14 protein-coding genes are annotated in these 15,366 nt (G+C 64.3%); 7 read left to right on the top strand and 7 right to left on the bottom strand.

Translation table 11 applies throughout. The annotated features are described in order from the left end of the window. Window positions 1-59: 59 nt before the first annotated feature. On the bottom strand, window positions 60-1,334 hold the full coding sequence (gene purD, locus ACSLE4_RS01400; RefSeq protein ID WP_435902703.1) for a phosphoribosylamine--glycine ligase: 1,275 nt from the start codon (window positions 1,332-1,334) through the stop codon (window positions 60-62). Between the two features lie 122 nt (window positions 1,335-1,456). On the opposite strand from purD, the gene xseA reads away from it, so the two are divergent. Both xseA and ACSLE4_RS01390 read left to right on the top strand, forming a co-directional pair. Then, entirely contained in the window at window positions 1,457-2,914 is a 1,458-nt protein-coding gene (xseA, locus tag ACSLE4_RS01395) for an exodeoxyribonuclease VII large subunit (protein WP_435902702.1), read from the top strand. 64 nt (window positions 2,915-2,978) lie between these two features. Further along, window positions 2,979-3,212: a DUF2093 domain-containing protein gene (locus ACSLE4_RS01390; RefSeq protein WP_435902701.1), complete on the top strand. Its 234-nt coding sequence runs from the start codon at window positions 2,979-2,981 to the stop codon at window positions 3,210-3,212. On the opposite strand, the gene lpxK is transcribed toward ACSLE4_RS01390, so the two are convergent. The 6 genes from lpxK to ubiA all read right to left on the bottom strand — a co-directional run bounded on the left by lpxK (window position 3,209) and on the right by ubiA (window position 10,572). Then, on the bottom strand, window positions 3,209-4,216 hold the full coding sequence (gene lpxK / locus ACSLE4_RS01385; RefSeq protein ID WP_435902700.1) for a tetraacyldisaccharide 4'-kinase: 1,008 nt from the start codon (window positions 4,214-4,216) through the stop codon (window positions 3,209-3,211). The two genes, ACSLE4_RS01390 and lpxK, sit on opposite strands and share 4 nt — an antisense overlap. Next, entirely contained in the window at window positions 4,206-6,215 is a 2,010-nt protein-coding gene (locus tag ACSLE4_RS01380) for a glycosyltransferase N-terminal domain-containing protein (protein WP_435902699.1), read from the bottom strand. Before ACSLE4_RS01380 ends, lpxK begins: the two co-directional genes overlap by 11 nt. 14 nt (window positions 6,216-6,229) lie before the next feature. Next, a complete protein-coding gene (locus tag ACSLE4_RS01375) occupies window positions 6,230-8,080 on the bottom strand; it encodes an ABC transporter ATP-binding protein (RefSeq protein WP_435902698.1) in 1,851 nt (616 codons plus the stop codon). Window positions 8,081-8,201: 121 nt separating this feature from the next. After that, the gene (locus tag ACSLE4_RS01370) at window positions 8,202-8,471 is read right to left on the bottom strand and encodes a DUF4170 domain-containing protein (protein ID WP_435902697.1); all 270 of its coding nucleotides are present in this window, start codon (window positions 8,469-8,471) and stop codon (window positions 8,202-8,204) included. 51 nt (window positions 8,472-8,522) lie between these two features. After that, window positions 8,523-9,347 carry an inositol monophosphatase family protein gene (locus ACSLE4_RS01365; RefSeq protein WP_435902696.1) on the bottom strand — a complete coding sequence of 275 codons (825 nt, stop codon included), beginning with the start codon at window positions 9,345-9,347 and terminating at the stop codon, window positions 8,523-8,525. A gap of 271 nt (window positions 9,348-9,618) precedes the next feature. Beyond that, on the bottom strand, window positions 9,619-10,572 hold the full coding sequence (gene ubiA / locus ACSLE4_RS01360; protein ID WP_435902695.1) for a 4-hydroxybenzoate octaprenyltransferase: 954 nt from the start codon (window positions 10,570-10,572) through the stop codon (window positions 9,619-9,621). Here ubiA and ACSLE4_RS01355 point away from each other — a divergent pair. The 5 genes from ACSLE4_RS01355 to cyoD all read left to right on the top strand — a co-directional run bounded on the left by ACSLE4_RS01355 (window position 10,571) and on the right by cyoD (window position 15,361). Next, on the top strand, window positions 10,571-11,347 hold the full coding sequence (locus tag ACSLE4_RS01355) for a 16S rRNA (uracil(1498)-N(3))-methyltransferase (protein WP_435902694.1): 777 nt from the start codon (window positions 10,571-10,573) through the stop codon (window positions 11,345-11,347). The genes ubiA and ACSLE4_RS01355 overlap by 2 nt on opposite strands. Window positions 11,348-11,488: 141 nt before the next feature. Continuing rightward, complete coding sequence (cyoA, locus tag ACSLE4_RS01350; protein ID WP_435902693.1) at window positions 11,489-12,397, top strand: ubiquinol oxidase subunit II; 909 nt, start codon at window positions 11,489-11,491, stop codon at window positions 12,395-12,397. Window positions 12,398-12,402: 5 nt separating this feature from the next. Beyond that, the gene (locus tag ACSLE4_RS01345; protein ID WP_435902692.1) at window positions 12,403-14,442 is read left to right on the top strand and encodes a cbb3-type cytochrome c oxidase subunit I; all 2,040 of its coding nucleotides are present in this window, start codon (window positions 12,403-12,405) and stop codon (window positions 14,440-14,442) included. Further along, window positions 14,439-15,041: a cytochrome o ubiquinol oxidase subunit III gene (gene cyoC, locus ACSLE4_RS01340; RefSeq protein ID WP_435902691.1), complete on the top strand. Its 603-nt coding sequence runs from the start codon at window positions 14,439-14,441 to the stop codon at window positions 15,039-15,041. The genes ACSLE4_RS01345 and cyoC overlap by 4 nt, the downstream gene beginning before the upstream one ends. Beyond that, the gene (cyoD, locus tag ACSLE4_RS01335; RefSeq protein ID WP_435902690.1) at window positions 15,041-15,361 is read left to right on the top strand and encodes a cytochrome o ubiquinol oxidase subunit IV; all 321 of its coding nucleotides are present in this window, start codon (window positions 15,041-15,043) and stop codon (window positions 15,359-15,361) included. Before cyoC ends, cyoD begins: the two co-directional genes overlap by 1 nt. Window positions 15,362-15,366 lie beyond the last annotated feature (5 nt).

The following is a 15,366-nucleotide window of genomic DNA, read 5'->3' as shown; positions in this document are numbered from 1 at the left end:
TCATCATTTCTAGGGTTCCGGGGTGAATTTCTCACTAATACGCAGTGACTCGGCGCCGGTCAGTCCTTGCGCCCAACCGCCCGCCAGCCGATGTCGCGCCGGCAGAAGCCGCCAGGCCAGGCGATCTTGTCTACCGCCGCGTAGGCGCGGTCTTTTGCTTGGCCGATGTCCGGCCCTCGCGCCGTGACCCCGAGCACGCGGCCGCCTGTGGCGAGGATGCGATTCCCTTCGCGCGTTGTGCCCGCATGGAAGATCTCTACCTCCGGGTCGGCGCCCGCCGCGTCGAGCCCTTTGATCTCGGTGCCCTTCTTGTAGCTGCCGGGATAGCCCTTCGCCGCCATCACCACGCAAAGCACCGCGTCGTCGTGCCAATCGAGGCTGAGGCCGCCGAGCCGCCCTTCCGCGACGGCCAGCAGCGCCGGCAGCAAGTCCGACTTGAGCCGCAGCATCAAGGCCTGAGCCTCCGGATCGCCGAAGCGCGCATTGTATTCGATGAGCTTCGGCGCCCCGTCCTTGATCATCAGCCCCGCGTAGAGCACGCCTTTGAAGGGCATGCCGCGCGCCTTCATGGCGGCGACCGTGGGCAGGATGATCTCGTCCATCACGCGGGCGCATAGTGCGTCCGTCATGACCGGGGCCGGCGAATAGGCCCCCATGCCGCCGGTGTTAGGGCCGGTGTCCCGGTCATAGGCCCGTTTGTGATCTTGCGCTGTCGCAAGCGGCAGGACGGTCTCCCCGTCCACCAGGGCGAAGAAGCTCGCCTCTTCGCCGGTGAGATGCTCCTCGATCACGACCTCGGCGCCGGCCTCCCCGAAGGCGCCCGAGAAGCAAGCGTCGATCGCGCTATGGGCCTCGAAATGGGTGTTGGCGATGATCACGCCCTTGCCGGCCGCGAGCCCGTCCGCCTTGATGACGATGGGGAGCCCTTGGCCTTCCACGTGGGCCTTGGCGGGCGGGGCTTCGGTGAAGCGCCCGTAGGCCGCGGTCGGAATGTTGGATTCCGCGCAGAGATCCTTGGTGAAACCCTTGGAGCCTTCGAGCGCGGCCGCCGCCTTCGAAGGCCCGAAGACTTTGATGCCTTGCGCTTCGAGATCGTCGGCGAGACCCGCGACGAGCGGTGCCTCGGGCCCCACAGCCACGAGGCCGATAGCCTTATCCTTGCAGAAGGCCGCGACGGCCGTGTGGTCGTCCACCTCAAGGCTCACACACTCGGCCACTTCGGCGATACCCGCATTGCCGGGCGCACAATAGAGCGTATCGAGCAGGGGGCTTTGGGCGAGCTTCCAGGCGAGCGCATGCTCGCGTCCGCCACCACCGATCAGAAGCACATTCACCGCGCCTGTTCCCTGCGTCCTCGCCGAGCTTGTTCGCCGCTTCTAGGGCCTGTATGCCCTTTTGACGACCAGGCGCGCTCTTAGCACGAGAACGCGCCTCCACGAAAACAGATGACATGAGAATGGCAAGCCGTAGTCCACAGGCCACGCAGACAAATCTCGTCGAGTACACCGTCTCCGAGCTCGCTTTCGCGCTGAAGCAGACGGTGGAGGACGCGTATGGACTGGTGCGGCTGCGCGGCGAGGTCTCCGGATATCGCGGCCCGCATGCCTCCGGCCATTGCTACTTCACGCTGAAGGACGAGAAGGCCTGCATCGAGGCAGTGGTCTGGCGCAGCACGTTCGCCCGCCTCAAGTTCAAGCCCGAGGAAGGGCTCGAGGTCGTCGCCAAGGGCAAGATCACCACCTATCCCGACCGCTCCAAGTACCAGATCGTTATCGATTCCATCGAGCCGGCCGGCGTCGGCGCCCTCATGGCGCTCTTGGAACAGCGCAAGAAGAAGCTGGCGGAAGAAGGCCTGTTCGACGAGGCGCGAAAAAAGCCGCTGCCCTTCCTGCCGCGCATCATCGGCGTGGTGACCTCGCCCACGGGCGCGGTCATCCGCGACATTCTTCATCGCTTGGAGGACCGCTTCCCCTCCCATGTTCTGCTCTGGCCGGTGCGCGTGCAAGGCGAGACCTGCGCGGCCGAGGTCGCCGCCGCCATCTCGGGCTTCAACGCGGCGTCTTCCATTCTCAGCCGCCCCGATCTGATCATCGTGGCGCGGGGCGGCGGCAGTCTCGAAGACTTGTGGGGCTTCAACGAAGAGCTTGTGGTGCGCGCGGCCTCCGCGAGCGCGATCCCGCTGATCTCCGCGGTGGGGCACGAGACCGACTGGACGCTGATCGATCTTGTCGCCGATCATCGCGCGCCGACGCCGACGGCGGCGGCCGAGCGCGCCGTGCCGGTGCGTTCGGAACTCTTGATCGCCGTGAGCACCTTCGGCGTGCGTGGCGCCGGCACCCTGCGCCGCGCCCTGGAAAACTGGCGCAGCCGCTTTCTGGCGTCGGCCCGTGGGCTGCCGCGACGCGACAATCTCTTGGGCCTGCCGCGCCAGCGTCTCGATGCGGCGAGCCACAAGCTACCCCGCGCCTTGCTGGCAAACGCGGCGGCGCATCGCTCGGGCCTGGAACGCGCCGGCTCACGCTTACGTCCGCATATTCTCACCCGGGCCGCTTGCGAGGGCCGCGAGAAGCTCATCCGCCTTGACCGCGCCAAGGCGCGCGCGCTTCACGCGGGTCTCGATCGCGCCCGGCGCCGTCTCGACAACCAAGCGAAGCTGCTCTCCACGCTCGGCTATCACAACGTGCTGGCGCGCGGCTTCGCGCTGATCCGCAATGAAGCGGGCGCCATGGTGCGCAGCGCGTCGGCCGTCCAACCGGGCGCGGCGCTGGAGATCGAGTTTGCCGATGGCCATATCGGTGCCCATGCCGATCCGCGCGGTGCGAAGGAGAGGGAGAGGCTGGAGAAGCCGGTCAAGGAGACACCCGCCAAGGATCCGCGCCGCAAGCCGGACGAAAAGCAGGGGAGTCTTCTTTAGTGCGCTGGCCACGCCACGGCCATGACGCTAAGCTAGCGACGAACGAGAGAGTGCCACCGATTTGATGAACCGCTTCGAACGCAATCTTGGCTTCAAGGGCGAGGCCAAGCTCAAATATCTCGACGGCGAGGTCCAGGTGATGACGCCCGGCGACTTCGTGCGCTGCGCCGTCACCGGCAAGACCATCCCGCTCGATGAGCTGCGCTATTGGAGCGTCGAGCTGCAAGAGGCCTATGTCGACGCGGCGACGTCCCTCGAGCGCTACCGGGAGATGCATCCTATGCCCGAGGCCGGCTAACGGCTCGCCGCGCCTTCGAGCAGCGCCTTCGCGCTCTCTTCGTCCTCGAATGTCACGACGATCGGGAACGGCCGTGAGCGGTGCTTCAGCTCCGTGACCGCGCTGTCTTCCTCGCCGTCGGTGAGCCGCGCCCAATCCTTCTCCGTCGTCACTAGCATCGCCGACTTGTCGTCCGCTTCCTGCAAGAGACGCTTCGCCTCTTTCTCGGTGAAGCGATGATGATCGCCGAAGGCGTGGCTTGCCAGGAGCCGTGCGCCATTTGCTTTCAGCGTGGCGAAGAACTTGCTGGGTCGCGCGATGCCGGCAAAGCCGATCGCCGGCAGCACCGAGAGCCAGCGCGAATCGCAATTGGGCGCGATCTTGGCGCGGAGCAGCGGCTTGCCCGCGGCGTTGAACGCCGCCACGAGGCTATCGGCCTTCTTGCCTTTGCCGATGACCAGCAGCGCATCGGCGAAGGTCAATTGAACGTCGAGCGGCGCCCTTAGCGGGCCTGCGGGCATCACATGTCCGTTGCCGAGACCGGACGCGGCATCCACCACGATCAGGGAGAGGTCCTTGGCCAGCGACGGATTCTGAAATCCGTCATCCATGACGATGATGTCGGCGCCGGTCTCTTCGATGGCCTTTGCGCCCGCGACCCGGTCCGCCGACACGAAGGTTGGTGCCGCCGCCGCCAACAGCAGCGCCTCATCTCCTACCTCGGTCGCGTCCTGCCCGTCGACGCGCACCACGCCTTTGGCGCTGCCGCCATAACCGCGCGTGAGGAAGGCAGGGTGCTTGCCCATTCCCCTCAAAAGCGAAGCCACCGCGAGCGCCGTGGGTGTCTTGCCGCCGCCGCCCGCCGTGAAATTGCCGATGCAGATCACCGGCAGCGACGAACGGTACGTGGGCTTAGCGCCCAGGCGCGAGGCGGCGGCCCGCCCGTAAAGTGTGGCGAGCGGAGACAGCATGGAGGCGATGGCCCCCGTCTTCCGGTACCACCAAGAAGGCGTCTCAAGAGGCATGCTGTAACGTCGCCTTCGCCGGAAGATAAGGCTCGATGGCTTGGAGCGTGCGCGGCAGCGCGCCGCCCATGGCCGCCACGGTTTCTTCCGCGCGCGTTTGCATCTGCTTCCGCGCCGTCTCGTCTTGCAGGAGGCCAAGTACGGCGACCGCGAGGCTATCGGCGTCGGAGACGTCCTTGGCGCCGCCCGCCTTGAGCAGTTCGCCGTAAGAGTCGCGGAAGTTCTGAAAGTTGGGACCGGTGAGCACCGCGGCGCCGAGCTTGATCGCCTCCACCGGGTTCTGCCCGCCATGGGTCACGAGCGAGCCGCCGATGAAGGCGACAGGCGCCAGCGCATAGAGCAGGCCGAGCTCGCCGATCGTGTCGGCCACATAAACATCCGTCGTAGCGTCAGGCAGTCCACCGCCGGAGCGCAGCGTCACGCTCAAGCCTTTGGCGCGCAGCGTCTCGCCGATCGGCGCGCCGCGCTCCGGATGCCGCGGCACGATGATGGTCACGAGGTCGGGCAGGGCCTTCTTCATCAGGCTGTGGGCCGTGCCGATCACCTCGTCCTCGCCGGGATGGGTGCTCGCCGCGAGCCAAACCGGGCGCCCCGAAAGGGCTTTGGCCAGCTCCGATTTGCCGGCTTCGTCCACGGGCGGCGGCGGTGCGTCGGCTTTGAGGTTGCCGGCGTCGCGCGCGTCGCGCGCGCCAAGCTGGGCAAAACGCTCGGCCAGCGCATCGTTCTGGGCAAGCACGAGGTCGAAGGCGGAGAAGATGGGCCGGCTCATGCCCGGGCGGCGCCGCCAGGCCTTGAACGAGGAGGCCGACATGCGGCCGTTGATGATGAGAAGCGGGATCTTCCGTGCTTTCGTTTCAAGCACCAGGTTGGGCCAGATCTCCGACTCCACGAGCAGGGCGAGGTCGGGGCGCCAATGGTCGAGAAAGCGCTGCACATAGCCTCGCCGGTCGAGCGGCACATATTGATGCATGGCTGTCTTGGGCAGGCGCACGCGGGCAAGTTGCGCCGAGGTCACCGTCGCCGTGGTGAGCAGGATGCGGATGTCGGGCCGCGTCTTGGCCATGGCATCGATCACGGGCAGCGCCGCGTTGACCTCGCCGACGCTCGCCGCGTGGAACCAGGCGAGAAAGCCGGACGGTCGCGCTCTATCCGCGAGCCCGTAGCGTTCCGGGTGCCGGTCGGGCTCCTCTTTGCCGCGTCGCGCGCGCCAAGCCAGCAGGAGCGGCGCCACTGGCGCCGCGAGCCACGTCGCCAGATGATAGGCTTTGAGTGAAAGCCCCGGCTTCGAGGTCTCCGCCTTGCTCAAAGGATCGGCCGCGCCCACAAGCGCATAGGCACGCGCCGTCGTCTCGGAAAGTGCGCGCTCGATGGCCGCCCGTCCCGCCTCGATCGTACCGGCGTCGTCGGTCGCAGGCACTTGCACCGGACTGCCGACAACGATGGCCATTGTCGAGAACGGCAAGTTGATGGTGAAGGCGCTCCAGGTCGGCAGCTTGAAGAACCATCTCGTGGCGATCGCGAGAGGGACCACCGGTCGCCCCGACCGCGCCGAGATGGTGGCGATGCCTTCGCCCGCGCGCCGCGCCGGGCCCGGCGGCACGTCTGCCGTCATAACCACGGACGCGCCGGCTTCAAGCGCGCGCAACGTCTCCCGCATTGCGGTTGCCCCGCCACGATCGCGGCGTCGTTTGCCTGCGCCTGCGCCTCTGATCAGCGTTGTGCCAAAGCGTTCGAGCACGGCGCCCAGAATTGCCGCATCGCCATGACGCGAAACCATGGCTCTGACATCCGCCCCCCGCTTGGGAGGCATTTTCGGCGACAGCAGAAACTGCCCGTGCCACATGGCGACGGTCTGCGGGTGCTGCTCGAACAGTGCTGCGTCGGTGTCGGCCGGCTCGCGCTTGATGGTGCTCGTGGCGAAAACGAGGCGGATGTAACCGGAGGCGAGCGCGCTGATAAAAGCGACGGCGGGCTCCGATCCTAGCAGCCGTTTCAACATTCCCGTGGCCGCCGCTATTCGCCGGGCACGGCCAAGGCGGCGCCCTCGTCGGCAGCCTCCGCCGCATACCCTCCGGCGATGCCGAATTGCGAGCGATGCAGTCTGGTGTAGAGCCCGCCCTTGGCGACAAGCTCGTCGTGGCGGCCGATCTCGACGATGCGGCCCTGGGCGAGCACGCAGATGAGATCGGCCTTTTTCACCGTCGACAGGCGATGGGCGATCATCAGCACCGAGCGTCCTTGCATCAGCTTTTCGAGTGCCGTCTGGACCTTGGCCTCGGCCTCGGAATCGAGCGAGCTGGTCGGCTCGTCGAGCAGGAGAATCGGCGCATTCTTGTAAATGGCGCGGGCGATGGCGATGCGTTGGCGCTCGCCGCCGGAGAGCAGGCCGCCGGCCTCGCCGACACGCGTTTCGTAGCCTTTCGGCAGACTCATGATGAAGTCGTGTGCCGCCGCCGCCTTGGCTGCCGCGACGACCTCCTCCTCGACGAGGGGCTTGGCGCCATAGGCGATATTGGCGCGGATCGTATCGTCGAACAGCACCGGGTCTTGGGTCACGAGCCCAAGGGCGTCGCGCAAGGAACCGATAGTGATTTGCTTGATGTCCTGATTGTCGATCAGAACCTGGCCCTGTTCCGGATCGAAGAAGCGCAACGCCAGATTGATCAACGTGCTCTTGCCGGAGCCAGATGGGCCCACCAGCGCCACGGTCTTGCCCGGCGGCACCGTCAGGCTCACGCCTTTCAGCACCACGGTGTCCGGATTGTAGGCGAAGGTCACGTCGCGGAATTCGATTTCGCCCTTTGTGAGCGCGAGCGGCTTGGCGTCCTGCGCCTCCACCAGATTGGTCTCGCGGTCGACGATGCCGAACACGCGGCTTGCCGCCGCCACGCCTTCCTGCAGTTGGGTCTGCAACGTGGCGACGCTCTTCAGCGGGCTGTAGATGAGCAGCGCCGCCGTCATGAACCCCATGAAGTGGCCGAGCGTGAGGTCGCCTCGCACACCTTGGGTGCCGGCGAAATAGATGGCGATCGCGAATCCGAGGCCGACCAGAAGCTCCATGGCCGGGCTCGATGCGGCCCGCGCCCGCGTGCCGCGCATGGTGAATTCGAGCGCGCGATTAGTGGCTTGTGCCGCGCGCTCCCGTTCCTGCCCTTCTTGCCGGTAGGCCCGCACCACGCGCATGCCGCGCAAAGTCTGCGTCACCAGTGCGGAGAGGTCTCCCGTCTCCTGCAGCGATTTGGTTGTGGATTTTCGCATCTTGCGCCGCTGCCGCGACAGCATGAACCAAGCGAACGGCATGAAGATGAGGACCAGCACCGAGAAGCGCGGATCCATGTAGATCATCGAGCCCACGAGGATGATGACCTTCAAGAGGTTCTCGCCCAGCGTGACGATGGTGCGGCTGGCCGTGGCGCGGATCAGATTGGCGTCGTTGAGGAAGCCCGAGAGAATGCGGCCCGAATGCACCGTTTGGATCCAGCCGAGATCGGCCTTGGCCAGCTTGTCGAACATCTGCAGTCTGAGATCGGCGATGAAGCGATGGCCCAAATAAGCCACGGTGACATTGGCCACATATTCGGAGATCGCCTTGAGCACCGTCACGATGACGATGGCCCCGGTGATCCAGTAGACCATGTCCGCGTTCTTGGCGACGAACACGTCGTCGGCGGTGCGCTGAATCAGAAAGGGAATGGCGCCCGTTGTGGCCGCGGTGACCAGCATGGCAATCGTGGCGCAAACCAGCAGATACACATGGGGGCGCAGATGCTCCCGCCAGATGCGTTGGATGATCTCCTTCGTCGTGTAACGGTGGGTCGAAAGCTCGTCGGCGCCCCGGGAGATCACGCGCGCATCTATGAACACATTGTCTTTCAAAGACTTCCCCGATTCAGCCGGGGCCGGCGGCGCGGCCCTCCCTTATCGGTCCCCTTCTAGCACGGGCTTCCCGTCCCCTTTAAGGCGAAATGCTTGGGCCCGCGCGCGCCTAGCCGGCGCTGCCTTCCGCGCCGTGCTCGGGATCGAGAAGCCGGTGCAGATGGACGATGAAATAGCGCATATGGGCATCGTCCACGGTACGCTGAGCGGCATCCTTCCAGGCGTCGTACGCCTGGGCATAATTGGGGTAGATGCCGACGATATCGAGCTTCTTGAGGTCGCTGAACTCGATCTTGTCGAGATCCATCAGTTCGCCCCCGAACACGAGATGCAGCAATTGCTTGCCGCCCGTTTTCTTCGATTTGTCCTTTGACGCCATGCGCCCGCCCCCTCTCTCCCCTGAACGCCGGGCACCTTGCCGAATTGCGCCCTAAAGGTCTATGCGGCTTGTGCGCTCGATGAGAAGGGGATGCAGCGGCTTGCCGCTCGCGACCAGGCTCGGAAATTTGGGGCTCTCGCGATTGTAAGTGTGCGCGTTACCGCGATGATCGGTGGTGACGCCGCCGGCCTCGTCCATGATCACGGCCGCGGCGGCCAGGTCCCACTCGGCCTTGGCTGTCAGCGAGATTGTGGCGTCGCCCCGGCCGCAGGCGACCAGCGCCAGCCGGTAGGCCACGGAATTCACCCACTCCGCCGTCACTTCGGGCCAGGGCTCCTGCCAGATCTTCTTCCGGAACAGCCCACCGCTGGCGATCATCTTTGCGCCCTCGAGGATCGCCTTGTCGGTGGCGTGGATCGGCTCATCGTTGAGGAAGGCGCCGTGCCCGCGCATGGCGTGGAAAAACTCGTCCTTAGCCGGATTGTAGACGACGCCCAACACCGGCACGCCGTCCTCGACCAGCGCCGCCGACACGGTCCATTCGGGAATGTGACGCAGATAGGCGTTGGTGCCGTCGATGGGATCGATCATCCACACCCGCGAATATTTGAGCCGCGAGCGATCGTCCGGGCTCTCCTCCGACAGCCAGCCGTAATCCTTGCGGCGCGTCGTGAGATCGAGCTTCATGGCCGCGTCTACGGCGAGGTCAGCGTCGCTCACCTCCGAGCCGTCCGGTTTCTTGAAGACTTGGACGTCCTGTTTGAAATAGCTGTTGGCCAGCGCGCCTGCATCGCGCACCGCGCGCTTCAGAAGTTCGTAATCTTCTTCCAGCGAAGGCAGGATCTCAGGCTTCTTTGTCGGTGTAATTGCGGTCATAAGTCGGAAGGAACACTCTTTAAACCATGGTGGAAGCTACTGGTCGTTAATTACGTCCATTAAGCGTCCGGGAAAGCTTCCGTGGCACCATCGTCTCAATCAAGGCCGCCTCAAGGCAGCCAATAAGGAAGCTAACAGCAAGGCGTCACCGGGCCTCGAGAGCGAATGCTCCGAGGCCCTCTTGCTTTCCGGACCCTTGGTCACTGGGTCTTTGGCCTCCGGCTCTCTTGCATGTCTCGGACCACTTCTCCAGGACCGTCAAATCGGCCTTCTAGCCGCCAGATGCAAGCGCCATATCGGCCACGACTGCGACAAAAATAAGCAATCCGAAATCGCGATTGGAGCGGAAGCGTTTGAGGCAGTTGTCGGCGTCGTCGATATCGAGCGTTGCCACCTGCCAGCCGAGCTGCGCACCGGCGATTCCCATGCCGATCAAAAAGACGGGGCCAGCACCGGCGAGCACCCCCGCCACCAGCATCGCGCTCCATGCAAAAGCATAGAAAGCGCTGAGCCACCTCTTGGTGGCGCGGCCGAACTTGAGCGCGGTCGATTTCATGCCGATCAGCGCGTCGTCCTCGCGGTCCTGATGCGCGTAAATCGTGTCGTAGCCGATGGTCCAGGCGATTGCCCCCGCGTAGAGCAGAACCGGGGCCGCGTCGAGCCGGCCGAGCACTGCCGCCCAGCCCATCAGCGCGCCCCAATTGAAGGCGAGCCCCAACACTGCCTGAGGCCAATGGCTGATGCGCTTCATGAAAGGATAGAGCGCCACGATGGGGATCACGCAGAGCCCGAGCAGAATAGAGAAGCTGTTGAGGCTCAGCAGCACTGCGAGCCCGACGAGACAAAGCGCCAGCATGAACAGAACCGCCGCCGTCACGCTCACCTGTCCGCTCGGCAGAGGCCGCGATTGGGTGCGCGCCACTTGGGCGTCAATCTCGCGATCGACGATGTCGTTATAGGTGCAGCCGGCGGCACGCATGGCGATAGCGCCCACGGCAAACAGGAACAGCAGCCACGGGTCCGGGTAGGGGGCCTCGATGCTGAGCCCTGCCAGCGCCACCGACCAGAAGCAGGGCAGTGCAAGCAGGAAGAAGCCGATAGGCCGGTCCGCGCGCGCCAGCCGCAAGAATGGCAGGAGCCAGGCGGGCGCATAGCGGTCCACCCAGTTAGCCGTGCTCGCATCGGCGACATTGCCTGCTTTGCCTTGGGATACCGGACGTGGCATGTCTCGTGTCGCTCGCCTCTGCTCGCTTCGCCTTGTGTCGCCCATGCCCTCTAAACTTCCGCGACTCTTCGTCAGGTCTCCGTTGCGCACCGGCGCCGAGATCGTGCTCGCGCCCGACCAGGCGCATTATCTGGCCAACGTGCTCCGTCTGAAGCCGCAGGAGCAAGTCCTCGTTTTCAACGGCGTGGACGGCGAATGGTGCGCGCGCGCCGTCGCCGTCGGCAAGAGGAAGGTGACGCTCGCCGCGGAACACCAGACGCGCGCGCAAGAAGACGGTCCCGACCTGCATTATCTGTTCGCGCCGATCAAGCGCGCGCGCCTCGACTACATGGCACAGAAAGCCACCGAGATGGGCGCGAGCCTGCTTCAGCCTGTCATCACCCGCCGCACGGTCGCCGAGCGGGTCAAGATCGAACGTCTCGAATCAAACGCGATCGAGGCGGCGGAGCAATGCGGGATGTTGTGCGTGCCCGAGGTGCGGGCGCCCGCGAAGCTCGAAGCCCTGATCGAAGGCTGGGATGAGAATCGGCTTCTCATCTTCGCCGACGAGGCCGCGCCGACGGCCTCGCCGCTCGAAACCCTGGCGGCTCAGACCCCGCGTCCGCTTGCCGTGCTGATCGGACCCGAAGGCGGCTTCGAGCCGGAGGAGCGCGCGCTGCTGTTGCGTCAGCGTTTCGTTGTTCCGGTATCGCTCGGCCCGCGCATCATGCGCGCCGATACGGCAGCCGTTGCCTGTCTTGCATTGGTCAATGCCGTGCTCGGGGACTGGCACTGACAAATGCCTGAGACAAGTTTGACGCATTTTTCACAATAGGCCTGCTTTCGGGCCTTTGAGGTCGCCGAATCGCCCGGAAACGACTAGGTTTTGATTCGGCTTTTGGATGTCCGACTGCAAATCGAACCGCAAGGCGTGATCGTGAGACCGGCTCTTGCTTATCGATCATTGGCGCTGGCCCTCGGCGCGGCCTTGCTGTGTGCCGGCTGCAGCGTCATCGACGGTCCGGTGCTCGATCCGAAAGGCCCCATCACGCTCGCGGAGCGGGATCTCCTGTTCAAAGCCATCGGCATCATGATGATCGTGATCGTCCCGGTCTTCGTGATGGCCGCGCTGTTCATGTGGCGCTATCGCGGCACCAACAAGAGCGCCCGCTATACGCCCAACCTCGCCTATTACTGGCCGGCGGAGGTTCTCGTCTGGGGCGTGCCTGCCGTCATTATCGTCTGGCTTGGCCTGCATCTGTGGCACAACACCTACAAATACGATCCCTATAACGAGATCGACCCGAGCGTGAAGCCGCTCGAGGTTCAGGCGATCGCGCAAGACTGGAAGTGGCTGTTCGTCTATCCGGAGCACGACGTCGCCGTGGTCAACGAGCTGGCCATTCCAGTCGATACGCCGATCAGCATCACCATTACCTCCGACACGGTGATGAACTCGCTCATCATCCCCGCGCTCGGCGGCCAGATCTATGCCATGGCCGGCATGCAGACGCGGCTCAATCTTCTGGCCGACAAGCCGGGCACGTTCTGGGGCCGTAACGTCCAATATAGCGGCACGGGCTTCGCCAATCAGCAGTTCCAGACTCTGGCCACCTCGAAGGAAGACTTCGACGCCTGGATGGAAAAGGCGAAGCAATCCTCGCAACCTCTGGACGCCGCCACCTACGAGAAGCTCGCCAAGCCGAGTGAGAAAGTGCCGGTGACCTACTACTCGGGCGTCGAGCCCGGCCTGTTCGACAAGATCACCGCCAAATACAGCCACGGTGACGTGGATCGAGAGCCGCACGCCGCGCACGCGGATAACGCGGCCGAACCAGCGGAATAGGACCCGTGGAACTTTTCGGACGACTGACCCTCGACTCGCTGCCGTTCTACAGCGCCATCGCCGCCTCGGGCGCGGGCGTGACCGTGCTCGGCGCGCTGTCGGTCGCGGGCGTCATCACGTATTTCGGCGCTTGGCGCCTGGTGCTGTTCGACTGGGTCTCGAGCATCGACCACAAGAAGATCGGCATCATGTATGTGATGGTCGCGCTCGTCATGCTGATGCGCGGCTTCATCGACGCCGCCATGATGCGCTCTCAGCAGGCCATCGCCTACAACAACGAAGGCTATCTGCCACCGGACCATTTCGATCAGATATTCTCGTCGCACGGCACGATCATGATCTTCGTCATGGCCAGGCCGTTCCTGTCCGGGTTGATCAATCTGATCATGCCGCAGCAGATCGGCTCGCGCGACGTCGCCTTCCCCTTCATGAATTCGATCAGCCTGTGGCTGACCACCGCGGGCGCGGGGCTCGTGCTGATCTCGCTCGTGATCGGCAAGTTCTCGACAGCCGGCTGGACCGGCTATCCGCCTTATTCGGGCTCGCAGTTCACGCCCGGCGTCGGTGTCGATTACTGGCTCTGGGCGGTGCTGATCTCCGGCATCGGCTCGACCATGAGCGGCGTCAATTTCCTGGTCACGATTGTCAAACGCCGCGCGCCCGGCATGACCATGTTCCGGCTGCCGCTGTTCACCTGGACCGTGTTCGTCACCAGCATATTGATGATCTTCGCGTTTCCCGCGCTCACCGTCGCCTGCGGCGCGCTGATGCTCGACCGCACGCTCGGCTTCCACTTCTTCACCAACGAGGCCGGCGGCAACATGATGAACTACATCAACCTGTTCTGGTTGTGGGGTCATCCGGAGGTCTACATCCTCATTCTGCCCGCCTTCGGTGTGTTCTCCGAAGTCGTCGCGGTGTTCAGCCAAAAGCGGCTGTTCGGCTATATCTCGCTGGTGCTCGCCACTATGGCCATCGGCATCCTGTCCTTCACCGTGTGGCTGCACCACTTCTTCACCATGGGCTCGAGCGCGCGGGTCAACTCGTTCTTCGGCACCATGACCACGATCATCGCCGTGCCCACCGGCGTGAAGGTGTTCGACTGGCTGCTCACCATGTATCGCGGCCGCATCATCTTCAAACCGCCGATGCTCTACACGCTCGGCTTCCTCGTGACTTTTGTCATCGGCGGCCTGTCCGGCGTGCTGCTGGCGCTGCCTCCGATCGACTATCTGATGCACAACACGACCTTCCTGATCGCCCACTTCCACAACATGATCATTCCCGGCGTGCTGTTCGGCTATCTCGCCGGCTACATGTTCTGGTTCCCCAAGGCGTTCGGCTTCAAGCTGAACGAATGGTGGGGGGCGGCATCGTTCTGGTGCTGGATCGTCGGCTTCTATCTCGCCTTCATGCCGCTCTATGTGCTCGGGCTCCTCGGCATGCCGCGCCGCATGGAGCACTACGAGATCGCCGCCTGGCAGCCGCATCTCATCGTCGCGGCCATCGGCGCCTTCATCATCTTCCTGGGCATCGTCTGCCTGGGCGTGCAGCTCGTCGTCAGCATCCGCGACCGCAAATCCGCGCTTGATCTCACCGGCGATCCTTGGAACGGCCGCTCGCTCGAATGGGCGACGTCCTCGCCGGCGGCGCCGTACAATTTCGCCGTGGTGCCGCAGGTGCAGAGCATCGATGCGTGGTGGGACATGAAGGCACGCGGCGTGGCCTATCAGCGGCCCGAGGAATACGAGGACATCGCTATTCCGAAGAACACCTTCATCGGCGCGGTGATCGGCGGCGCCGGCTTCGTCTTCGGCTTCGCCATGGTCTGGTACATCTGGTGGCTCGCCATTTTCTCTCTCGCCGTGATCTTCGTCGCCATCGTCATCCGCGCCTCCGATGACGACACCGACTATGTGATGCCCGCGAGCGAGGTGAAGAAGATCGAAGACGCGCGCTTCACCCAGCTGGCCAAGGCGCCGAAGAACGAAATGGCGGACGATCCGGGCTTTGCCGGTCAGCCCATGCCGGAGCCCTCCACATGACCGCCGCCGCCGACACCATGACCGTCACGCCGCAAGACGCGGAGAAATACGAGGAGAAAGAGTTCGGCTTCTGGCTCTATCTGATGAGCGACGCGATCATCTTCGCCTGCCTGTTCGCCACCTACCTTGTGATGGTCGGCAACGCGGCCGGCGGTCCTACCGGCAAAGAGCTGTTCAGCCTGGAGCGCGCGGCCGCGGAGACGGCCTTGCTGCTGTTCAGCAGCACCACGTTCGGCGTTGCCGCCGTGGCCCTGTCACAGGGCGACCGCTCCAAGGTGCTGTTGTGGCTCGCCATCACGTTCGCACTGGGCGCAGGCTTTATTTTCCTCGAGTTCGGCGAGTTCGCCGGCATGATCGCCGAAGGGGCTGGCCCCGACCGCAGCGGCTTCCTGTCGGCCTTCTTCACGCTGGTCGGCACCCATGGGCTGCATGTGAGCGTGGGGCTTCTCTGGATCTTGGTGATGATCGGTCAGGTTGTGTTCAAGGGCCTCACCGCGCCGGTTGCCTCCAGGCTGATGCGGCTCGGCCTATTTTGGCACTTCCTCGACATCATCTGGGTCGTGATCTTCTCCGTCGTCTATCTGCCGGGATTATTGTGATGGATGTCACTTCTGGAATTCCGGTCGAACGGACCCTCAAGCCGTATCTGATTGGCATCGTGTTCGCCCTGATCTTGACGGCGATCCCCTTCGGCATCGTCGCCTTTGGAGCCATGGAGCGTCAGACCGCGCTGATCGTCATCGCCGTCTTCGCGGTGATCCAGATCCTGGTGCATTTGCGCTTCTTCCTGCATATCGACTTCCGGTCCATGCCGCGCGAGAACCTGATCGCGCTCGCCTTCGCCTGCGTGCTCATTTTCATCATGGTCGGCGGCAGTCTGTGGATCATGTTCGACCTCTACCACCGCATGATGGTCTGAGGACG

The sequence above is a fragment of the Methyloceanibacter sp. genome, from assembly GCF_051306395.1.
In the GTDB taxonomy this organism is placed as follows: domain Bacteria; phylum Pseudomonadota; class Alphaproteobacteria; order Rhizobiales; family Methyloligellaceae; genus Methyloceanibacter.
This window is presented reverse-complemented; position numbering and strand designations above follow the sequence as displayed.